This window comes from Acinetobacter sp. KS-LM10 (assembly GCF_036896575.1).
In the GTDB taxonomy this organism is placed as follows: domain Bacteria; phylum Pseudomonadota; class Gammaproteobacteria; order Pseudomonadales; family Moraxellaceae; genus Acinetobacter; species Acinetobacter avistercoris.
In genome coordinates, this window is the sequence record NZ_CP145906.1 from 3,459,485 (window position 1) to 3,482,815 (window position 23,331).

The 23,331-nt window shown below is 41.0% G+C and carries 10 protein-coding genes, 2 tRNA genes, 2 rRNA genes and 2 pseudogenes; 2 read left to right on the forward strand and 14 right to left on the reverse strand.

All coding sequences use genetic code 11. From position 1 onward, the window contains the following. Nucleotides 1-34 precede the first annotated feature (34 nt). The 4 genes and pseudogenes from ilvD to V5M36_RS16180 all read right to left on the reverse strand — a co-directional run. Nucleotides 35-1,720 (reverse strand): dihydroxy-acid dehydratase, encoded by a 1,686-nt coding sequence (ilvD, locus tag V5M36_RS15650; RefSeq protein ID WP_338560665.1) that lies wholly within the window; start codon nucleotides 1,718-1,720, stop codon nucleotides 35-37. Nucleotides 1,721-2,014: 294 nt separating this feature from the next. Continuing rightward, nucleotides 2,015-2,824, reverse strand: a complete 810-nt coding sequence (bamE, locus tag V5M36_RS15655; protein WP_338560667.1) for an outer membrane protein assembly factor BamE domain-containing protein — start codon at nucleotides 2,822-2,824, stop codon at nucleotides 2,015-2,017. 70 nt (nucleotides 2,825-2,894) lie between these two features. Further along, nucleotides 2,895-8,333, reverse strand: a pseudogene (locus V5M36_RS15660) (hypothetical protein); the annotation flags it as partial. A gap of 527 nt (nucleotides 8,334-8,860) precedes the next feature. After that, nucleotides 8,861-8,944: pseudogene (locus V5M36_RS16180) on the reverse strand (ESPR domain-containing protein); the annotation flags it as partial. A 1,010-nt stretch (nucleotides 8,945-9,954) separates the two neighbouring features. On the opposite strand from V5M36_RS16180, the gene fmt reads away from it, so the two are divergent. Next, complete coding sequence (gene fmt, locus V5M36_RS15665; protein ID WP_338560671.1) at nucleotides 9,955-10,917, forward strand: methionyl-tRNA formyltransferase; 963 nt, start codon at nucleotides 9,955-9,957, stop codon at nucleotides 10,915-10,917. Next, a complete protein-coding gene (rsmB, locus tag V5M36_RS15670; RefSeq protein WP_338560673.1) occupies nucleotides 10,914-12,215 on the forward strand; it encodes a 16S rRNA (cytosine(967)-C(5))-methyltransferase RsmB in 1,302 nt (433 codons plus the stop codon). Before fmt ends, rsmB begins: the two co-directional genes overlap by 4 nt. Nucleotides 12,216-12,280: 65 nt before the next feature. Here the strand turns inward: rsmB and zupT are convergent, their stop codons facing one another. The 10 genes from zupT to V5M36_RS15720 all read right to left on the reverse strand — a co-directional run bounded on the left by zupT (nucleotide 12,281) and on the right by V5M36_RS15720 (nucleotide 23,280). Beyond that, nucleotides 12,281-13,090, reverse strand: coding sequence for a zinc transporter ZupT (zupT, locus tag V5M36_RS15675; RefSeq protein ID WP_338560674.1), 810 nt, complete (start codon nucleotides 13,088-13,090; stop codon nucleotides 12,281-12,283). 94 nt (nucleotides 13,091-13,184) lie between these two features. Next, the gene (locus V5M36_RS15680) at nucleotides 13,185-13,295 is read right to left on the reverse strand and encodes a methionine/alanine import family NSS transporter small subunit (RefSeq protein WP_338560675.1); all 111 of its coding nucleotides are present in this window, start codon (nucleotides 13,293-13,295) and stop codon (nucleotides 13,185-13,187) included. A gap of 11 nt (nucleotides 13,296-13,306) precedes the next feature. After that, a complete protein-coding gene (locus V5M36_RS15685) occupies nucleotides 13,307-14,785 on the reverse strand; it encodes a sodium-dependent transporter (protein ID WP_338560676.1) in 1,479 nt (492 codons plus the stop codon). Between the two features lie 367 nt (nucleotides 14,786-15,152). Next, the gene (locus tag V5M36_RS15690) at nucleotides 15,153-15,761 is read right to left on the reverse strand and encodes a DUF1287 domain-containing protein (RefSeq protein WP_338560678.1); all 609 of its coding nucleotides are present in this window, start codon (nucleotides 15,759-15,761) and stop codon (nucleotides 15,153-15,155) included. Nucleotides 15,762-16,002: 241 nt separating this feature from the next. Then, nucleotides 16,003-17,445, reverse strand: a complete 1,443-nt coding sequence (locus V5M36_RS15695) for an aldehyde dehydrogenase family protein (RefSeq protein WP_338560680.1) — start codon at nucleotides 17,443-17,445, stop codon at nucleotides 16,003-16,005. A 199-nt stretch (nucleotides 17,446-17,644) separates the two neighbouring features. Further along, nucleotides 17,645-18,994 carry an aromatic acid/H+ symport family MFS transporter gene (locus V5M36_RS15700; protein ID WP_338560682.1) on the reverse strand — a complete coding sequence of 450 codons (1,350 nt, stop codon included), beginning with the start codon at nucleotides 18,992-18,994 and terminating at the stop codon, nucleotides 17,645-17,647. A gap of 449 nt (nucleotides 18,995-19,443) precedes the next feature. Then, nucleotides 19,444-19,558 (reverse strand): 5S ribosomal RNA (gene rrf / locus V5M36_RS15705). Between the two features lie 165 nt (nucleotides 19,559-19,723). After that, a 23S ribosomal RNA gene (locus tag V5M36_RS15710) occupies nucleotides 19,724-22,618 on the reverse strand. Nucleotides 22,619-23,078: 460 nt separating this feature from the next. Further along, nucleotides 23,079-23,154 (reverse strand) — tRNA-Ala (locus tag V5M36_RS15715). A 49-nt stretch (nucleotides 23,155-23,203) separates the two neighbouring features. After that, nucleotides 23,204-23,280: transfer RNA gene (locus V5M36_RS15720), tRNA-Ile, on the reverse strand. Nucleotides 23,281-23,331: the final 51 nt, after the last annotated feature.

A 23,331-nucleotide genomic window follows, 5' to 3' on the forward strand; every position in this document is an offset into this window, starting at 1 on the left:
AAAGGTTTATATCAATTTACAGGAAAATGCTCAATTACACATCTAAATCTAGATCAGTTACTGCGCCTTTTTCTGCACCTGTGGTTAATTTTGCAAATTTTGCTAAAGCACCATAATTATAATTTGGCTTCGGTCTTACCCAAGCAGCTTTACGAATTGCAATTTCCTCTTCTGGCACATGCCACGTCATTTCACGTGTTTCAGCATTAATAGAGATTTTATCGCCATTTTTCACCAACCCAATTGGACCGCCTTCGTATGCCTCTGGGGTAACATGACCCACCACAAAACCGTGACTACCGCCAGAAAAACGTCCGTCTGTTAGCAGTGCAACTGACTTGCCTAAACCTTTACCAATAATCGCAGATGTTGGCTTTAACATTTCAGGCATCCCTGGACCGCCTTTAGGTCCTTCGCCACGAATGACAACTACTTCGCCTTCCTGAACTTCGCCATCCAAGATTCCGCGCATTGCGCCAATTTCACCTTCAAATACACGTGCAGGACCTTCGAAGTAAAGACCTTCTTTACCGGTGATTTTTGCCACTGCGCCTGTTGGTGATAAATTACCTTTCAACACCACCAAATGAGAATCTTTTTTAATCGGTGCATCAAATGGTAAAATGATTTGCTGACCTTCTGGGTAATCTTCAACATCTGCTAAGTTTTCAGCCAATGTCTTACCTGTAACGGTTAGACACGATCCATCTAGCATGCCAGCTTTCAACATACGTTTCATTAATGGTTGAATACCACCAATTGCAATCAATTCAGACATCAAGTATTTACCTGATGGGCGAACATCTGCAACTACTGGAATTTCTTTACCAATGCGTTCGAAATCATCTAGAGATAATTCCACACCAGCGGTATGTGCCATAGCAAGCATATGCAAGACACCATTGGTTGAACCACCTAAGGCGATCAATACTTTAATCGAGTTTTCAAAAGCAGCTTTGGTCATGATATCGCGCGGTTTAATATCTAAACGCAATAAATTCATCACCGCTTCGCCAGCACGATTACAATCCAACATTTTCTCGTCAGAGACTGCTTCTTGAGCGGATGAACCAGGTAAGCTCATCCCTAATGCTTCGATGGCAGATGCCATTGAGTTTGCGGTATACATACCGCCACATGAACCCGGTCCAGGCAAAGCAACTTCTTCAATATGCTTAACTTGGATTGCATTAATCTCACCTTTGGCGTGCTGACCCACCGCTTCAAAGACTGAAATCATATCCGTATGACCCGCGCCAGGCTTAATAGTACCGCCATAGATGAAGAGTCCCGGACGATTTAATCGTGCAAGTCCCATAATACAACCGGGCATATTTTTGTCACAGCCACCAATCGCAATCACGCCATCATAGGCTTGGCATCCTACAACTGCCTCAATTGAGTCTGCGATAATTTCACGAGAGACCAAAGAGTATTTCATGCCTTCAGTACCATTTGAGATACCGTCTGAAATAGTGATGGTATTAAAAATAATACCCTTACCATTTGCAGCATTTACACCTTTTTCAACTTCACGTGCTAAGCCATCAATATGCATATTACATGGGGTTACATTTGCCCATGTAGATGCAATACCAATAAATGGACGATTAAAATCCTCATCCTTAAAACCAGTTGCACGCATCATTGAACGTGCAGGTGCATTTTCAATACCTTCATAAACTGGGGCTGAATGCTCGCGTATATTGTTTTTACTCATTGAAAATCACTCCGTGGCTTAGGCGATTGCCCTAGCTAAGATCACATCATTTATCTTTTATATATAATCATTCTATAGAACGGTGCAAAAGACTTAAAGTTAAAAACTGCACATAGAGCTGATTTAGATACAAAACTTATATGAATAATTTTTTTATTTCTCATAAATATATCTTATACATTTTAGTATTCAGCTTCAAAACCGTTGAAATGATCAAAAAAGTACCAGCCGTAATTCAACGGCCAGTATTTTTATTAATTTCAATAAGGTAATCGAATCATCAACGTTTAAATTTTATTCACCAATTACTTTTAAAACGACACGACGGTTCGGTTCTAAACATTGAATCAATTTAGATTTTATCCCCGTACATTGTACATAAGAATTGGTTGAACCCTTGCCTTCTACATAGACATTTTCTACAGCTATGCCTTTATGAATTAATGCATTAGCTATAGTTCTGGCGCGTGCTTGTGAAAGTCTAATGTTCGATTGTGAATTTCCAATACGATCAGCAAAGCCAATCACAGAAATTTGATTCACTTTCTTAAAGTTATTTTGAATATCATTCATGACCATGTTGACTACAGATGCTCCGCCAACGACTTCATGAATTGAAGAGCGATTAAAATTAAATAAAATCTGATCAAAATTTAAAGCTTTGGCTGTTCGATCATGATTGATTTTAATCGTATCTGCCGTATTTAGTGGTGTTACTGGATTCAAAACGTCTTCACATTTTTGATCATTCCACATGAGTGATTCAACTAAATTCTGCTTATTAAAATCAACTCTCAGCTGACATACTTGGAACTCAGAATGATTCGTTTGATGCAAAGCGACTAAATATTGCCAAGTTTTAACATTAAACAAACCCGTTGAAAAATGTGGATTACCCAATAAAAATCTAACTTGATCTTTGTTGAGACCTAAGCTCAATTTATTGATTTGCGCAACATCATAATGTTGGGCTTTTTTCAAATAGCTTTGCTTAGGATCAGGAAATTTCTTGTTATGTTCTACATTATTATTCTTAGGACTCATGGTACATGCGGATAAAACGAGTGCAGATAATAATATGGATATTTTATTCAATGTATTCATTTTTATTCTCAATTGAATGAATAAGAAAAGGTGATTCTAAAAGAATCACCTTCCAAGACAATTTAATTAATTAATCAATGACACCACTAATACCGATACGAACACTCGGATCACCTTGGCTCGCTGCTGCAATACCACCTGTTAATGACCAACGGCCACTATCAGCAGTTTTACGTAGCGTTACACCTACGGCATTTTCCCCACCGTGATACGCAGAACCTGCAGAGTAGGTATATTTACCAGCAACGAATGGTGCTGCTTCAAGTGCTAATGCTGCTGCAATCCCGGCATTTGCTCTTTTCTCAACATCATTGATACGTGAGTTGGTTGTACGGAAAGCATCGTCTAATCGATTACTAATCTGGTCAATTCTGCCATTCATTACTTCATTGGTTTTGTTGAGTGCATCAATTGCACCACCCACATTATTATGTTTAGTATTTCCTACATTATATGTTGGCGCTTCAAAACTGTTGGTAATGTTGTTATACGCTGCCCCACCACCCAAGTAAGATACGACTGCTTGATTGGTTTTATTCAGCTGACTACCGTTGATTGCCTCATTAGACGTTGCATTTACTGCACCAGCTTCAACACCTTTAACGACACGATTAATAACATTGCCATTTTCAGTGCCCTGCATATTCACTGTCTTACCACCTGAATCTTTCGCAACAGTAATCTCTGCAGTTGAATCAAGTTGTTTCACTAAACCAAACGAACCATTATTAATTTCATTTTTGATTTGATTAATAGACGTGTTGTTGTTAATGATTTGTCCTTGTAAATCATCACGAATTTTGACAACTTGACTACCATTAACCGCTTCTGTCGAGGTTGCACTCAACTCGCCCGCTTTGACATTGCTGATCGTGGTGCCTGTTGCGCCAGCGAGTGTGATTTTATCTTTAGTACCAGCATCATCGTATTTCACAGATGAGTTGTCGATAGCTGTAGCTGATGCTGCGATTGCATCAAGCTGACTTTTGTTCACTGCATCTGTTGCTGCTGTACCCGCTGCCAAACCGCTAATTTTATTATCGGCATTGCTAATACTGACTGTACCCACACTCACTTTATTTGCAATCACACCGCTATTGTTGATCACGGTATTGCCTGCCGTCACGCTGTCGACATTAAGAATACGATTTAGACTAAATTTTATTTCATTACCGTTCTTGCTTACCGCTAAGTTACTTTCGTCTTCGACTGTACCAATATCAAGCGTATCTCCCGATTTAATCGCACTCGCATTCTTACCATTGCTTTGTAGCGTAAAACCTTGATTTAAATTGCTAATATTATTAGTAATATTGTTAATATTGCCTTCATTAATAGTCGTGCGATTGGCTACATTGGTAATGTCACCTGCGTTCTTAATGATGTCGCCTGTGTTTTTAGCGATATCGCCAGCATTCTTGCTGATGTCACCCGCGTTTTTCGCCACATCTTGGTTGGTCGCATTGAGTTGGCTACCATTCACCGCTTCTGTCGAGCTTGCACTCAATTCGCCCGCTTTCACATTACTAATCGTGGTACCTGTTGCGCCCGCCAAGGTGACTTTGTCTTTAGTCGCAGCATCATCGTATTTCACCGATGCATTGTCTGTATTCGCCGCAGCTGTTTCTATTGCGTCTAACTGACTTTTGTTCACCGCATCTGTTGCTGCTGTACCCGCTGCCAAGCCGCTGATTTTATTGTCAGCTTTGTTGATGCTCACTGTACCCACGTTGACTTGGTCTGCTGTTACACCGTTAGTGTTGATCACGGTATTGCCTGCAGTCACGCTGTCAACATTAAGCGCACGGTTCAAGCTGTATTTGATTTCATTACCGTTCTTGCTTACCGCTAAGTTGCTTTCGCCTGTCGCTGTACCAATATCTAGCGTTTCACCAGCTTTGATCGCACCAGCATTGGCACCATTGCTTTGTACATTAAAACCTTGGTTTAAGGCATTGATGCTGCTGGTGTTGTTGCTGATGTCGCCAGCATTCTTGCTGATGTCACCCGCATTTTTCGCCACGTCTTGGTTGGTCGCATTGAGTTGGCTACCATTCACCGCTTCTGTCGATGTTGCACTCAATTCACCCGCTTTCACATTACTGATCGTGGTGCCTGTTGCGCCCGCCAAGGTGACTTTGTCTTTAGTCGCAGCATCATCGTATTTAACCGATGCATTGTCTGTATTCGCCGCAGCTGTTTCTATCGCGTCTAACTGACTTTTGTTCACTGCATCTGTTGCCGCTGTACCCGCTGCCAAGCCGCTGATTTTATTGTCAGCTTTGTTGATGCTTACTGTACCCACGTTGACTTGATCTGCTGTTACACCGTTAGTGTTGATCACGGTATTGCCTGCAGTCACGCTGTCAACATTCAGCGCACGGTTCAAGCTGTATTTGATTTCATTATTGGTTTTGGTTACCGCTAAGTTGCTTTCGCCTGTCGCTGTACCAATATCTAACGTTTCACCAGCTTTGATCGCACCAGCATTGGCACCATTGCTTTGTACATTAAAGCCTTGGTTTAAGGCATTGATGCTGCTGGTGTTGTTGCTGATGTCTCCTGTATTTTTAGCGATGTTGCCTTCATTCACCGTAGTACGGTTGGCTACAGCAGTGATGTCACCCGCATTTTTAGTAATGTCGCCTGTGTTTTTAGCGATATCGCCTGCATTCTTGCTGATGTCACCCGCATTTTTAGCCACGTCTTGGTTGGTGGCATTGAGTTGGCTACCATTCACCGCTTCTGTCGAGCTTGCACTCAATTCGCCCGCTTTCACATTGCTAATCGTGGTGCCTGTTGCGCCCGCCAAGGTGACTTTGTCTTTAGTCGCAGCATCATCGTATTTCACTGAAGCATTGTCTGTATTCGCCGCAGCTGTTTCTATTGCGTCTAACTGACTTTTGTTCACCGCATCTGTTGCCGCTGTACCCGCTGCCAAGCCGCTGATTTTATTGTCAGCTTTGTTGATGCTCACTGTACCCACATTGACTTGGTCTGCTGTTACACCGTTAGTGTTGATCACGGTATTGCCTGCAGTCACGCTGTCAACATTCAGCGCACGGTTCAAGCTGTATTTGATTTCATTATTGGTTTTGGTTACCGCTAAGTTACTTTCGCCTGTCGCTGTACCAATATCTAACGTTTCGCCAGCTTTGATCGCACCTGCATTAGCACCATTGCTTTGTACATTAAAGCCTTGGTTTAAGGCATTGATGCTGCTGGTGTTGTTGCTGATGTCGCCTGTGTTTTTAGCGATGTTGCCTTCATTCACCGTAGTACGGTTGGCTACAGCAGTGATGTCACCCGCATTTTTAGTAATGTCGCCTGTGTTTTTAGCGATATCGCCTGCATTCTTGCTGATGTCACCCGCGTTTTTCGCCACATCTTGGTTGGTGGCATTGAGTTGGCTACCATTCACCGCTTCTGTCGAGCTTGCACTCAATTCGCCCGCTTTCACATTGCTGATCGTGGTGCCTGTTGCGCCCGCCAAGGTGACTTTGTCTTTAGTCGCAGCATCATCGTATTTCACTGAAGCATTGTCTGTATTCGCCGCAGCTGTTTCTATCGCGTCTAACTGACTTTTGTTCACCGCATCTGTTGCTGCTGTACCTGCTGCCACATTGACAATTTTTTGACTGTTTGCATCAAAACCATTGGCTTTAACTTGTCCTGTGAATACAGGTGCATCAATGACATTATATTTATACGTATTCGTCGCGGCATCATACGTTGCAGTGGTATTTGTACCATCCGCAAGTGTGACTGTTTCGCCTAATTTGACATTATCAGATGGACCTGCGTTGGCTTTGAAATTTAAACCTGTATCCGCTGTTGCCTGTGCTGCATCTGCTTTGGTTGTTGCTGTATTTGCAGTCGTTTGCGCTGCATCTGCTTTGTTCGTCGCTGTAGTCGCAGTTGCCTGTGCTGCATCCGCTTTGGTTGTTGCTGTATTCGCAGTTGCTTGTGCTGCATCTGCTTTGTTTGTCGCTGTAGTCGCTGTTGCCTGTGCTGCATCTGCTTTGTTTGTCGCTGTAGTCGCTGTTGCCTGTGCTGTCGCCACATTGGTATTGGTTGTACTCAATTGTCCAAAGTTCACCGCATCTGTTGCTGCCGTTCCTGCTGCTACATTAACAACTTTTTGACCACTTGCATCAAAACCATTGGCTTTAACTAGTCCTGTGAACACAGGTGCACCAACGACATTATATTTATAAGTATTCGTCGCCGCATCATACGTTGCAGTGGTATTTGTACCATCCGCAAGTGTGACTGTTTCGCCTAATTTGACATTATCAGATGGACCTGCGTTGGCTTTGAAATTTAAACCTGTATCCGCTGTTGCCTGTGCTGCATCTGCTTTGGTTGTTGCTGTATTTGCAGTCGTTTGCGCTGCATCTGCTTTGTTCGTCGCTGTAGTCGCAGTTGCCTGTGCTGCATCCGCTTTGGTTGTTGCTGTATTCGCAGTTGCTTGTGCTGCATCTGCTTTGTTTGTCGCTGTAGTCGCTGTTGCCTGTGCTGCATCTGCTTTGTTTGTCGCTGTAGTCGCTGTTGCCTGTGCTGTCGCCACATTGGTATTGGTTGTACTCAATTGTCCAAAGTTCACCGCATCTGTTGCTGCCGTTCCTGCTGCTACATTAACAACTTTTTGACCACTTGCATCAAAACCATTGGCTTTAACTAGTCCTGTGAACACAGGTGCACCAACGACATTATATTTATACGTATTCGTCGCCGCATCATACGTTGCAGTGGTATTTGTACCATCCGCAAGTGTGACTGTTTCGCCTAATTTGAGATTATCAGATGGACCTGTATTGGCCTTGAAGTTTAGACCTTGGCCTACCTGATTCGCTACACTAAATAATTGACTACCGTTGACAGCATCAGTACTGTTAATGCTCACTTGGCCTGATGCAACATTTTTAATTTGGCGTTCAAAACCAGCTTTTCCGACTGAAACTTGATCACCATCTGCTATATTTGTTGCTCCAGCAAAACCACTAAACGTCACGCCATTAATCGTCGCACTTGGTGTTGCCACGGCGTTTGTCGTGGTTGTAGAGCCTGCGCCTAAAGCGACTGCATTATCTTTTGAAGCAGTAGATCCAACACCGATCGCGAGAGAAGCTACACCATTTGCATCCGCACGTGTACCAAACGCTGTCGCTAAATCCGCTTTAGCTATAGCACCAACACCGACTGATACAGCCGCAACTCCAGTTTCCGTAGCAATATATCTTTTGCTTAAATTAACTAAATCATCACCCGTAAATTCTTTATATTTTTGCGCTGCCGGAGTTAAAGCTCCACCATTAAAAGCAGCACTATCTAGGTCATCCCCACCAATAGCAACAGATGCATTGCCTGTTGCGAGTACATCATTACCCACGGCTACAGACTGAACTCCAGTCGCCTTAGCCTGAGAACCAACAGCTACACTCTGCACTGAACTCGCTACTGCCGACTCTCCGATTGCAAGCGATTTGGAACCTGTTGCTTGTGCAACAGAACCGATAGCAACAGCACTTTGACCCGAAGCCTGAGTTGCTACTCCACCATCTCCTGAAGTCTGTGCTGAACCGATGGCTATAGCATTCCGCCCAACACTAGCAGCTAATGTTGCAGCGCTCCCTATACGCATACTATGAGTGCCACCATTACCCACCTGCTCACTCAGACCAAGTTTCCCACCATTGACATATAATTCATTTCCAAGTGTTGCTGAAACAGAACTCGATGAATTTGATGTTGCACCGTAAAATAACGACCGGCCAGTTTGCGTCGCTTTATCTGAAGAGTTACAATTTGCTCCTGTTTGGTTTGGTTGAGTAACACTCACCCCTTCATCTGAAAGTAAAAGACAATTACCTTCTGTCGAATCATTAATGTAAACACCTCCAACAGCGACTGCTATATTGGGTAGTAATGCAGAAATGGACAGCGTTAGTATCGACAAACAAAAACCTTGTGTAAAAAATTTTTTACTTTCATTTCTGCAGTTAATCAATTGATTAGAAGTCGATAAATTATTTTTTTACCTTTAGATTTTGCAAGTTCAGAAACTGCAACCCATGCACCTAAAGATGAATTCCATATGATTTTATAAATCTTGTTCATTTTGTCTTCTCAGCATATTTTGATGATGTCTAATTATTCTTAAAACGCTTTTGTGCTATTTTTAGCCTTTTTTTGCGATTTATTGTAATAATACAATTTATATATAAAATAATATACTTAATAGGCAATAACACAACACATATGTTAATTGTGTCACATTTTTATTTTTAATTTGATAAAGTCTATCCGCAGAAAAAAAAGCTAAGAAACTGAAAAATATATTGATTAAAAAAAACGATTTTTTTACAATTTTTTTTAAATCCATTGTGTTTGAAATTATTTTATAAATTTATACTTTATTATTATTTTATTAATGGTTAACAATGATTCTGCTTATATTTTAAAAAAAATTTATATATACAATATCTTGCAACTTTTTAGTGATTTTTACTTCTTTTCATCGTAAATCTGGATAAACAAGCTCAATCATTCATATATTAACTATATTAGATCTCTTTCATAAGTCGAAAAATGATCATTGAATGGCCATAAATTGATACGTAAAAATCCCTTCTCCCTTTGGGAGAAGGTTAGGATGAGGGAATACTCATGATAAGTCTGTTGTTTGTATAATGACTTTTGAAAGAAATCTATTCAAAAGCATTTCCTTTGCGCTTTAAACATGGATTTTAATTTATAACATTTTTCTGCAACCGAGTTAAAAGCTCATTTTGATAGACAGTGAAAATACTTAAATCAATTCTTCAATGTCAGATATCAAAATCTTTAATGCATGTTGATTTGCACGCATGAGAGAAGCCTCTTTAAGATCAGGATTCGATAAAATAGCGTGTTTAAATATTTTTATGGAAAAATAAGTATTTTCAAAGAATTTTATTAAAAATATAATGAAATTAGCAATTTATAAAAATACTATGAATGTCGTACAAACATGACTAAATATAGAAAATCAAACATGATCATGAAGCTTATAATTTTTAGTGATCAATTAAATATGCCTCGCATTAAATTTGCTATAATCACCTTCATCTTGTTGACAGAGTCTTTATGTGAAAATCATCTTTGCGGGTACGCCTGAATTTGCTGCCAGTGCTTTAGCAGCACTTTTAAACACGACGCATGAAATTGTTGCTGTTTATACTCAGCCAGACCGTAAAGCAGGACGAGGACAAAAACTGAGTGCATCTGCCGTAAAACAATTGGCATTAGAACATCAAATACCGGTCTATCAACCGCTCAATTTCAAGTCATCCACGGATGAAGGTCGAGCAGCACAAAATGAACTTCATGCGCTTCAAGCAGACGTTATGGTTGTTGCGGCGTATGGTTTAATTCTCCCACAAGTGGTTTTAGATACGCCTAAATATGGCTGTTTAAATATTCATGGTTCATTATTACCACGTTGGCGAGGTGCAGCACCTATTCAACGTGCCATTGCTACGGGTGATCTTGAAACTGGTATTACCATTATGAAAATGGCAGCTGGACTAGACACCGGCGACATGATGTTCAAAACAATTTGTCCGATCAGCGCGGATGATACCTCAGCAACTTTGCATGATAAGTTAGCGACTCAAGGTGCTCAGGCTATTGTTCAAGTTTTAGAATCTGAAGAACGTCTTCAACATTATTTAGACTCACGTGAAGTTCAAAACGAAAATTTCACAGTCTACGCACATAAATTATCTAAAGCAGAAGCCCAAATAGATTGGCAGCAATCGGCGACTGAAATCGATCGTAATATCCGTGCTTTTAATCCATGGCCCGTTGCATTTACCCCAATAGATGAAAGTCAGAACTTACGTATTTGGAAAAGTTCGCTCTCAAATTTAACGGCGACCACTGAAGTTGCTGGAGAGGTCATTTCTATTGATAAAAATGGTGTTCATGTGGCATGTGGAGATCGCTCTGTTGTTTGTATTACAGATCTTCAATGGCCGGGTGGTAAAGCACTTAACGCAGTTCAAATTAACCAAACTCAAAAATTGCATGTAGGACATATTTTCGCATGAGTCAAAACACATCTACGAAAAATTTTAATTTACGTGCTCAAGTCGTAAAGACACTTTTAGCTGTACAAAATGGTCAATCCCTTGCTTCTGTTTTAAATCAACATATTAATATTGTTTCTGAGCGCGATCGTGGTTTGTACCATGAGCTTACTTTGGGTTGCCTGCGTCAATGGCATGCACTTAAAGCAATCACCCTGCCGCTACTCACAAAACCTTTAGAAAATGAAGCGGTTGAAAGCTGTCTCTACTTGGGTCTATATCAAATTTTATGTACTCGTGTTCCAGCGCATGCTGCGATTTCAGAAACTGTAACTGCCGCTAAGCAGCTGGGTTATGAACCTTTAAGTGGTCTGGTCAATGCGATTCTTCGTCGTGTTTCACGTGAAACAGAAGAATTTAATTTAGCTTTGAATCAAGCTCATGGCTTACCGAGTTGGTTATTCAAGCGTTTGAAAAAAGACTGGGGTGAACAACTTCAGGAAATTTCATATGAGCTTAAACAAATCGCACCTTTAACTTTACGTGTGAATGTAAATCAAGTCAGTCGTGCCGAGTATCTCGAAATTTTAGAAGAAGAAGGCTTCGAAGCACGTGCATGTGAATTATCTGACGTTGGTATTGTGCTTGAACAAAATGTTCATATTCCAAATTTACCCGGTTTTGAGCAAGGTGGCTTCTCCGTACAAGATGAACATGCTCAACTTTGCGCGACACTTCTGCCTAATTTAGAAGGCAAAGTTGTCGTCGATGCTTGTGCAGCACCAGGCGGAAAAACGGCTCATATTCTAGAAAAATACAGCCCGAAAAAACTGTATGCAATAGATCAAGATGCAAAACGCCTCGTTCGTGTTGCAGAAAATCTAGAGCGTTTAGCATTAAATGAATACGCTGATGTTGAAATTCTTAAAGCAGATGCAAGCACTTGGACGACACCAGAACCTGTTGATTGCATCGTGTTAGATGCGCCGTGTTCTGCAATCGGTGTGATGCGTCGCCATCCTGATATTCGTTTACTTCGTCAATCTACAGATATTCCAAAAACTGTCGCATTGCAGAAAGAAATTTTGAATAACATGTGGCAGCAGCTCAAAGTGGGCGGCACGATGCTCTATATTACCTGTTCAATTTTAAAAGTTGAAAATGAGCAGCAAATGGTGAGTTTCTTTGCTGAACATACAGATGCAACTGAAGTTAAAATTGATGCTGAGTGGGGCATTGAACAAATTCACGGACGTCAGTTATTCCCTGAAAGTGATCGTGGTGATGGTTTTTATTACTGTCTTATTCAAAAAAATTAATTCTATTGTTTAAAGATTTAAAAAAAGTGGCTTAAGCCACTTTTTTTGAATCTTGAAAGCATCCTTTAGCTGGCAAATTTAAACATCACCAGACTACTGGCTAAAATAGCCATCCCCGACACCAATCCATAAACAGTTTCGTGTCCTTTTGCATAACGTTTAGCAGTAGGCAGTAATTCATCGAGCGCCAGATAAACCATTACCCCACCAATCATACCAAAAACAATGCCATAAACATTAGGGCCCATATAAGGCTGTAAAATAAAATAACCCATTGCAGCACCAAAAGGTTCAGCTAAGCCTGAAACTAAACTGGCTAAAATAGCGAGCTTCTTCGAACCCGTTGCCATATAAACAGGTAAAGCAATTGCAACACCTTCAGGAATATTATGAATAGCAATAGCGACAGCCAGCGGCGCACCCAGTGTTGGGCTTGATAATGTGGCAAAAAATGTCGCTAAACCCTCAGGTAAGTTATGCGCTGTAATCGCAAATAAAGTCAACATTGCAGTCCGCATCAATTGCTGTTGACTGATGTCTTTTACAAGATGTTGTTCTATTTTTTCATGGGGATTGGGAATAAATCGATCTAATAACAACACCACGATGACGCCAGCCAAGAAGGCAAACGTTCCATAAGCATAGGCATGTTGTTCACTAAAAATTTCAGAGAAGGATGAAATTGATTTGTTTAAAATTTCAGTTAAAGAGATATAAATCATCGCCCCTGCTGAAAATGCTAAACCAAAGGAAAGGATTCGCGCACTGGGCTTTTTCAGAAATAAAATTATAGCACCACCGAGCACAGTCGCTAGACCCGCCAGAAAGGTCACTATAAATGCAAGCCAAACACTATTTTGACCAAAGCTTTCCATGATTTTGTATCATTTAGAAACAAGAAAGCCATTATCATAAATGATAATGACTTTCATTTACATATCGTTTTACGAATATATTAACTTTTTTCGATTAATCATCTAAGGATTCTGGATGTTTCATCAAATGTAAAATTGCTAAAATAAGTCCACCCCATAAGAAAACGATGGAAATAATCATCATCATAATTGCAGATGTATTCATTGCAAACTCTCCTATCGATCTTTAAGTCTAGAAAATAAAGTAGCGCCCAGTACACAGAAGATCACACTGCCCCAACCAAACCACATTTGTAGACCAAATGAATAGTCCCCATAACCTTTAGTGAGTAATGCATAAACTGATAACAGCAACGTGCTCAACAGCACCACAGGGGTAATAATGGTTAAGGTTAGTTCCCAAGTACGACCCAACTGAATCGTTGAAATACCATTAATATGTAATTTCAACTCATTCATAATCGAACGTTTAAACCAAGACACCATAATAATAGAGATCAATGCACCCGTAACAATACCGATGTTATTGATGAAATGATCGATGATATCGACCAGTTTAATCGCATTGGTGGTTGAGAATAGGAAGATAGATACAATACCTGTTCCTCCGCCTACAGCACTCACCGCCTTTTTACGACTCCATTTTAATTTGTCCTGTAATGCTGCAATAGGCACTTCCAGAATACTGACCATGGAGGTGATACCCGCAACAAAAAGTGAGGTGAAGAACAAAATACCGAATAAATCTGCACCCGCACCTAAGCTCGAAATCAGTTTAGGGAAAGCAATAAAGGCTAGACCGATACCGCCACTGACCACTTCTTCTACAGTACTTCCCGCAGAATGTGCCATAAAGCCCAGTGCAGCAAATACACCAATACCCGCTAAGATCTCAAATGAAGAGTTGGCAAACCCAACGATTAAGCCAGAACCAGTAAGGTTGGTTTTTGGTTTGAGATAAGAGGCATACGTCACCATGATGCCGAAGCCCACAGATAGACTAAAGAAGATATGGCCATAAGCAGCCAGCCAGACTTTATAATCCATCATGGCCGTCCAGTTCGGTGTAAAAAATGCATTTAAGCCATCAACTGCACCAGGTAAACGTAATGCTTGAATAACCAAAACAGAGAACAGTACAATCAATAATGGCATAAATATTTTGTTGGAAAGCTCAACGCCTTTTTTAACACCACCATATAAAATAAACAGCACGCCTGCCCAAACAGCAACCAATGGCCAGAACAAATGGCTGACAAATGTCATATCAAAGCCAGTTGCTGAAGAGGTCTTTAAATACTGATTAAAGAAGAACGCCTCTGGATCTGAACCCCACATTTGGCCGATTGAGAAGTAAACATAACTTCCCGCCCAAGTGAGTACGCCTGCATAGTACAAACCAATAATTAAGCAGACACAGACTTGCCACCAACCTAAGGTTTCTGCTTTTTTCATCAATCGTTGATAAGCTTTCGGAGGCGAACCATTACTACGATGACCAACGGCATAATCTAAAAACAGAAGGGGTAAACCTGCAGTCAATAAAGCAATTAAATAAGGGATTAAAAATGCGCCACCACCATTTTCATAAGCGACGTATGGAAAACGCCAAATATTCCCCAAGCCCACTGCAGAACCAATCGCTGCGATAATAAAGCCTGATCGGGCTGACCAGTTTTCACGAGTATCTGTCATAACACACCTAATTCGAAATAGGGCAAATCAATACGGCTGTTGTGTTTGTTGTCTTGCGCGTAAAAATTGCCATTAAAATATTGTTGTTTGAATAAGAAGAATGCCTTTTGAGCATAATTTTCGAATCACAAACCAGTTGTTATTAAATTCTCTTGGTTAAAGATTTACTTAAAAATAACTGTTTAATGACATAACAATAACGTTTTTAATTTTCTTTTTCTGTAAATAATTTCCGAAAAATCCATTTTAAAGCTTAACCTTACAAGAATTGAGTGTTTTTAATACAACTTATCTTTTAACACTGCTAACGAATCAATGAAATCATGACTCATTAATGATTTTGTGAGTTTAATTTTTCTCTAAAGTTTTAGTTTCTACTCTCGTTCAAATTTTGTGGAATTCGATAGTGGCCAATGATTTTAAACTGATGCAGAATATTATTTTCTTGCGTGCCTTGACCAATATTATGAATGACCAAAGGTTTATCTGATCCAATTGCTTTTCGGTCTGAAAGAATACCAATATGCACCAAACCTTTACCCAAATCCCAAGTCAAGATATCACCTGCTAAATATTGCTGATTTTTCACCGTATAATTTTGACGTTTAAAATAAGTCATGATATTGGGTACACGACGATGATCAATATTTCGATCTGTTGCTTTCAAACCCCATTGCTTAGGATAAACACTGAAATTCTTTTTCATATCCTTATGAATAAGTTCTTGTAGATCGATACCTTGTAATCGCAAAGCCCGAATAATCACATCTGTACAGACACCTTTGACTAATGGAACATCCCCCATCGGATATTTTAAAGCGCTATAAGCAGGATCATAATATATTGTTTTACCGATTTGTTGCCGCGCATCCTGCACAAGTTTTTGTGGCTGTAAGGCCCAAACATTTTGGCCTAAAATTAAAATGATCCCAATTGTGCCTATGTTTTTAATCAATGTTTGAATTAATTTTTTCATTTTTAAATGGCTCTATTTTTAGTTTTTTATGATCACTCGTTTAACCACATAAATAGATTTGTTTCAAAAGTCATTATTCATATAGCACACTCATCATGAGTATTCCTTCATCCTAACCTTATCCCAAAGGAAAAAGGAATTCTTACAGATCAATTTATTGCCATTTAATGATCATTTTTCCACTTATGAAAGAGATCTAATAAAAAGGAGCTTACGCTCCTTTTTATCTAAGCAGTATTTCTTACTGTTTTATCACCAATAAACGTTCTTCCTGCATATCACGGATAGCAGATTGAATCCCTTCTCGTCCCAAACCAGAATCTTTAACGCCACCATAAGGCATATTATCGACTCTAAATGATGGAATATCATTAATAATTACACCACCAACCTGTAAATGATCCCATGCATAGAGCATTTTATTTAAGTTTTGAGTGTAAACGCCAGCTTGTAAACCAAAGCGACTGTCGTTAATTTTTGTGATCGCTTTTTCGAAATCTTTGTACTTTTCTAGGATTGCTACAGGTCCAAATACTTCATCTTTGTAGATTTCTAAAGTTTCGTCGACATTTTCAAGTAAGGTTGCATCAAATAAAACACCTTTTAAATTACCACCTGAAAGAATTTTAGAGCCTTTCTTAACAGCTTTATCGAGCCATTTTTTCAATCGTTTTGCTTCATCTTCTTTGATCATTGGTCCGACCAAAGTACTCTCTAAACTTGGATCAGCAGCTTGAATTTTTTTGAGTTTAGTGACCAGTTTTTTCTTAAATTCAGTATAAATATCTGAATGCACTAAAATACGTTGAACGCTAATACATACTTGTCCTGCATGCCCATATGCACCACCAATCAAACGATCAAAAAAAGCATCTGTAAGCTCAGTATCGGATTCGATTAATACAGCCGCATTCCCGCCTAATTCTAGTGTGACTTTCTTGCGACCCACACGCGCTTTCATATCCCATCCGACGAGATCCGAACCTGTAAAGCTGAGTAGTTTAAAACGATCATCTGTCACCAAAACATCAGCCTGCTCTCGCGTACATGGCAGTACTGAAAATGCACCACGAGGTAATTCTGTTTCAGCCAATACTTCAGCGATTTTCAAAGCAGAAATAGGCGTTAAACTCGCAGGTTTCAAAACAAATGGACATCCCGCAGCGATTGCAGGCGCTATTTTATGTGCAGTTAAATTTAATGGAAAATTAAATGGACTAATTAAAGACACCGCACCTATCGGTACATGTTTGACCATCCCTCGATAACCTGCAGCTGCTTGAGTAACCGCCAACGGCATTAATCGACCATCATCCACTTGGGTAACTGCATCCGCTGCGATTTGAAATGTATTAATTAAGCGTTCGACTTCAGCCGCCGCAGCTTTAAGCGGCTTCCCGCCTTCTGCAATCAGAATCTCAGTCAACTCCTCCCGCATCTCATTAAAACGTTTGACGCAGTGCAACAGTATTTTTTGTTTTTGATAGGGCTTCATTGCCGCCATTTCTTGCTCAGCTTTAACGGCTGCTTGGATGGCTTTCTCTAAGGTTTTAGCATCAGCTAAAGCAACACGGGCATAGATTTCTTGGGTAAATTTATGTTTAACCTCTAACCATTCCCCTGTTTTGGACGCTTTTGAAGCTAGATATAAAGGATAATCTATTGTTTGAGTCTGTATCGTCATTTTCAATCCATTCCATAAAACTAAATACTGATGCACTTATCATGCGCTGACTTTGTATTAAGATTGACTATATTTAAGTAACTTTTAAATCATTTTTTTTAATTATTTTGATTTTAGCTTCGAATTTGATTCTTGGAAAATAAAAGGTCCCCTTTTTCAGGAGACCTTTTGATGTTTTAAAATATAAAAATAGAGTTGGCTATATTTTTACAGCAACAGCCTGAGCAGATTTTAATTTTTGCTCACTGTCTTCATGCATAATAAGTGCAACCGCAATCGCTGTAATAAGTACAGGTAGACCCACCGCCATGAAATTAAAGTAAGACGGTAGATTCATACCGAGTAAACCACCAATTAAAATTGGACCAACAATTGCGCCCATACGACCAATTGCAGATGACCAACCAATCCCTGTAGAACGGACTGCAAGCGGATAGAACTGAGCCACATAGCTATATAAAAGCATTTGTGATCCAATTGACGCTGCACCAGCTAAGAAGACCAAGATATAAAGCAAGAATTGATTCGACTGGAAGCCCATCAAACTCATTACAATCGCGCCCATGATACCGAGGAACATCAGGACAGGTTTCAGATGGAAACGGTCAGCCAAAATACCTCCGCCGATAATTCCGACAACAGCACCAATATTCATCACCATCATAAACATTAAGCTATTATCCATAGAGTAGCCTGCAGCCATCATCAATTTAGGCAACCAACTGCTTAATGCATACATCGTCAATAGACAACTAAAGAATGCAATCCAAAATAAAATTGTGTTTACAGCACGACCACGACGGAACAAGCTCACCACGTTAGCAGCTTCAGGCACATTTTCTTGAGGTAAAGTGAAGGTTGTCATCTCCGTCACTTTTAAATCGGGTGCCATACGAGATACAATTTTGCGCGCTTCAGCTTGTTTATTTTGCTTCACTAGAAATGATAAAGATTCAGGTAAAAATTTCCAAATCAAAGGTAATAAAAACAATGGAATACCAGCAATAAAGAACATGATTTCCCAACCGAAATTAGGCGTAAACCAAGAACCTAGCAGCGCTGCCATAACACCACCTACTGCGTAACCACTGAACATTGTTGTCACCAATGTGCTGCGCAATTTTTTAGGTGCATATTCAGAGGTTAAAGCCACAAGATTGGGCATTACACCGCCAATACCTAAGCCTGCCAAGAAACGTAATATACCAAATTCAGTCGGATTTGAAGCGAAGCCACCCGCAAAAGTTAAACCACTAAATAATACAATACAGATCATAATCACTTTCTTACGACCTATTTTGTCTGCAAGAGAGCCAAAAATCATTGCACCAAACATCATACCTGCAAGCGCAGTACTGGCGAGCATTCCTGCTTGAACAGCTGATAGACCCCAATCGTTCATAAGCAATGGTAAAGTTACACCATTGATGGCTAAATCATAACCATCAAATAAAATAATCAGTAAACACCAAGCGACTACATTAAAGTGAAATGGGGTCAATTTCGCATGATCTACGATAGAATTTACATCAATTTGTTCCGTTTTCATCGTTCTCATCTCCCATGAGTACTTGTCCAGACTTAACATTCGTTGTTAAGTAAAATTCATTAAGACTTAATATATACAAAAAGTATTTGATGCAAAATAAGACTAAAGAATACAAGCATTTCTAAGTGAAATGTATTGTATATCAATGGATTGAAAGGTCTAATTTAATATAAAAATGACTAATTTATTGCTATTCATTATCATGATATACGACTAATTGACTAGTTTTGATTCAACAAACCAATCGTCTTATTAATTTATTCTAATCAATATCGGACTTAAAAATTATGATTTTGATTAAAATTATTAATTTTTTTATTTTAGTTTTCACGCTATATTTCATTAATCATTAATGTCAGTTTTTATTGATCTTTTCTAATATTCTTTTTCTTTAATCCACGCATAAAAAAACACCCCCTGATTTTTCAGGGGGTGTTTTAGAATTAATGAGCTGGCGATGACTTACTCTCACATGGGTAACCCCACACTACCATCAGCGCGAAGAGGTTTCACTTCTGAGTTCGGGAAGGGATCAGGTGGTTCACTCTTGCTATTGTCGCCAGCACAACTGTTTATGGATACTTGCATTGGTCTTATTTAGATGCCAAAGCTTTCTACCAAAAGAGTTATTAACAGAACTATATTTGAGTTGCAGTTTAAGGACTAGCTTTCACTAAATCAAGGTTTTTGTATCAATTAGATCAACAACACCAACTGTTTGGGTGTTGTATAGTCAAGCCTCACGAGTAATTAGTATTGGTCAGCTTCACATATCACTATGCTTCCACATCCAACCTATCAACGTTGTAGTCTTCAACGGCTCTTTAGAGGACATATAGTCCTAGGGAAATCTAATCTTGAGGTAGGCTTCCCGCTTAGATGCTTTCAGCGGTTATCCCTTCCGAACATAGCTACCCGGCGATGCGACTGGCGTCACAACCGGTACACCAGAGGTTCGTCCACTCTGGTCCTCTCGTACTAGGAGCAGATCCTCTCAAATTTCCAACGCCCACGGTAGATAGGGACCGAACTGTCTCACGACGTTCTAAACCCAGCTCGCGTACCTCTTTAAATGGCGAACAGCCATACCCTTGGGACCTGCTTCAGCCCCAGGATGAGATGAGCCGACATCGAGGTGCCAAACACCGCCGTCGATATGAACTCTTGGGCGGTATCAGCCTGTTATCCCCAGAGTACCTTTTATCCGTTGAGCGATGGCCCTTCCATACAGAACCACCGGATCACTAAGACCTACTTTCGTACCTGCTCGACTTGTGGGTCTCGCAGTTAAGCGCGCTTTTGCCTTTATACTCTACGCGTGATTTCCGACCACGCTGAGCGCACCTTCGTACTCCTCCGTTACTCTTTAGGAGGAGACCGCCCCAGTCAAACTACCCACCAGACATGGTCCTCGCTCCAGATAATGGAGCAGAGTTAGAACCTCAATATTACCAGGGTGGTATTTCAAGATTGGCTCCATCGCAACTAGCGTCGCGACTTCAAAGCCTCCCACCTATCCTACACAAGTAAGATCAAAGTTCAATGTCAAGCTGCAGTAAAGGTTCACGGGGTCTTTCCGTCTAGCCGCGGGTACACCGCATCTTCACGGCGAATTCGATTTCACTGAGTCTCTGCTGGAGACAGCGCCCCCATCATTATGCCATTCGTGCAGGTCGGAACTTACCCGACAAGGAATTTCGCTACCTTAGGACCGTTATAGTTACGGCCGCCGTTTACTGGGGCTTCGATCAAGAGCTTCGCTTACGCTAACCCCATCAATTAACCTTCCAGCACCGGGCAGGCATCACACCCTATACGTCCACTTTCGTGTTTGCAGAGTGCTATGTTTTTAATAAACAGTTGCAGGGGCCTGGTTTCTGTGGCTGTCAACCGCTCAAACCGCAAGGGTTATCACCGTCGACAGCGTACCTTCTCCCGAAGTTACGGTACCATTTTGCCTAGTTCCTTCAGCAGAGTTCTCTCAAGCGCTTTGGTCTACTCGACCTGACCACCTGTGTCGGTTTCGGGTACGATTCCTGTGTAACTGAAGCTTAGAGACTTTTCCTGGAAGTATGGTATCAGCCACTTCGCTAGTAAACTAGCTTGCTATCAGCTCTCAGCATAGAGCACCCCGGATTTGCCTAAGATGCATGCCTACAACCTTTCACCTGGACAACCAACGCCAGGCTGACTTAACCTTCTCCGTCCTCTCATCGCATTACACAGAAGTATTGGAATATTAACCAATTTCCCATCGACTACGCCTCTCGGCCTCGCCTTAGGGGTCGACTCACCCAGCCCCGATTAACGTTGGACTGGAACCCTTGGTCTTTCAGCGAACGAGTTTTTCACTCGTTTTGTCGTTACTCACGTCAGCATTCGCACTTCTGATACCTCCAGCAGACTTCTCAATCCACCTTCATCGGCTTACAGAACGCTCCCCTACCACTTGCAATAAATTGCAAATCCGCAGCTTCGGCATATAGTTTTAGCCCCGTTACATCTTCCGCGCAGGCCGACTCGACTAGTGAGCTATTACGCTTTCTTTAAAGGATGGCTGCTTCTAAGCCAACCTCCTAGCTGTCTATGCCTTCCCACATCGTTTCCCACTTAACTATAATTTTGGGGCCTTAGCTGGCGGTCTGGATTGTTTTCCTCTTGACTACGGACGTTAGCACCCGCAGTCTGTCTCCCGGATAGTACTCATTGGTATTCGGAGTTTGCATCGGTTTGGTAAGTCGGGATGACCCCCTAGCCGAAACAGTGCTCTACCCCCAATGGTATTCGTCCGAGGCGCTACCTAAATAGCTTTCGGGGAGAACCAGCTATCACCAGGCTTGATTAGCCTTTCACCCCTATCCACAAGTCATCCCCTGGCTTTTCAACGACAGTGGGTTCGGTCCTCCAGTTAGTGTTACCCAACCTTCAACCTGCTCATGGATAGATCGCCTGGTTTCGGGTCTACACCCAGCAACTAAACGCCCTATTAAGACTCGATTTCTCTACGGCTCCCCTATTCGGTTAACCTTGCTACTGAATGTAAGTCGCTGACCCATTATACAAAAGGTACGCAGTCACCGGACTCAATGCCGGCTCCCACTGCTTGTATGCATGCGGTTTCAGGATCTATTTCACTCCCCTCACAGGGGTTCTTTTCGCCTTTCCCTCACGGTACTGGTTCACTATCGGTCAGTCAGGAGTATTTAGCCTTGGAGGATGGTCCCCCCATATTCAGACAAGGTTTCACGTGCCCCGCCCTACTCGACATCATCATATAAGCCCTTTCGTGTACAGGACTATCACCCACTACGGTTGCACTTCCCAGAGCATTCCACTAGAACTTATATGACTTAATGGGCTTTTCCCCGTTCGCTCGCCGCTACTAAGGGAATCTCAATTGATTTCTTTTCCTAAGGGTACTGAGATGTTTCACTTCCCCTCGTTCGCCTTGCATGACTATGTATTCATCATGCAATACCTACCTTATGGTAAGTGGGTTTCCCCATTCAGAAATCTCCGGATCACAGGATATTTGCCGCCTCCCCGGAGCTTATCGCAGGCTATTACGTCTTTCATCGCCTCTGACTGCCAAGGCATCCACCACATGCACTTAATTACTTGACTATACAACCCCAAACAGTCGATTGTTCTTACAAGCAGAACATTCAACATTACAGTTTGACGCACTGTGAACTTAATCACTGTACAGCTTCAATCTAATTCATATACCAAAACGCTTGATTCAGTTAATCGCTAGTTTCTCAACATTCTATCTTCATCCAAACCTGTCACTTGCGTGTCACATTTAAATGTCAATTTACTGTTGAGCCTTAAACAATTTATTTCAACTCAAATATATTCTGTTAATGATTTTTCTAGCCTTCGTCAGGTCTAGAAACTGTGATAAATCACAGAGATTAGCAAGTCTGCGCATCATAACGCTTATACTTGTTAATCTCTAGGATCTAAGCACTTGATCGCTTAGGAACTAAACAACTTCAGCACTGTATGATTACATACTGCGCGAAGCGTAGCTTCTTGCTTAAATTTCAAGTAAAAGCTGTGCTTTTATGATCTTGAAATTTGGTGGAGACTAACGGAGTCGAACCGTTGACCTCCTGCGTGCAAAGCAGGCGCTCTACCAACTAAGCTAAGTCCCCAGCTTATCATATAGATCGACGTATCTTTTTATCTGTAAAGTTCGCAGAGTGGTGGGTCTGACAAGACTTGAACTTGTGACCCCACGCTTATCAAGCGTGTGCTCTAACCAACTGAGCTACAGACCCTCAGATACATCTTCATGAAGAACAACTTGTTGTGGATTCTTACCGATCGTC

Excerpts from the sequence above, each read along its gene's own strand:
- ilvD (WP_338560665.1), bottom strand. The coding sequence starts at position 1,720 with ATGAGTAAAAACAATATACGCGAGCATTCAGCCCCAGTTTATGAAGGT.
- bamE (WP_338560667.1), bottom strand. The coding sequence starts at position 2,824 with ATGAATACATTGAATAAAATATCCATATTATTATCTGCACTCGTTTTA.
- rsmB (WP_338560673.1), top strand. The coding sequence starts at position 10,914 with ATGAGTCAAAACACATCTACGAAAAATTTTAATTTACGTGCTCAAGTC.
- zupT (WP_338560674.1), bottom strand. The coding sequence starts at position 13,090 with ATGGAAAGCTTTGGTCAAAATAGTGTTTGGCTTGCATTTATAGTGACC.
- V5M36_RS15680 (WP_338560675.1), bottom strand. The coding sequence starts at position 13,295 with ATGAATACATCTGCAATTATGATGATGATTATTTCCATCGTTTTCTTA.
- V5M36_RS15685 (WP_338560676.1), bottom strand. The coding sequence starts at position 14,785 with ATGACAGATACTCGTGAAAACTGGTCAGCCCGATCAGGCTTTATTATC.
- V5M36_RS15690 (WP_338560678.1), bottom strand. The coding sequence starts at position 15,761 with ATGAAAAAATTAATTCAAACATTGATTAAAAACATAGGCACAATTGGG.
- V5M36_RS15695 (WP_338560680.1), bottom strand. The coding sequence starts at position 17,445 with ATGACGATACAGACTCAAACAATAGATTATCCTTTATATCTAGCTTCA.
- V5M36_RS15700 (WP_338560682.1), bottom strand. The coding sequence starts at position 18,994 with ATGAAAACGGAACAAATTGATGTAAATTCTATCGTAGATCATGCGAAA.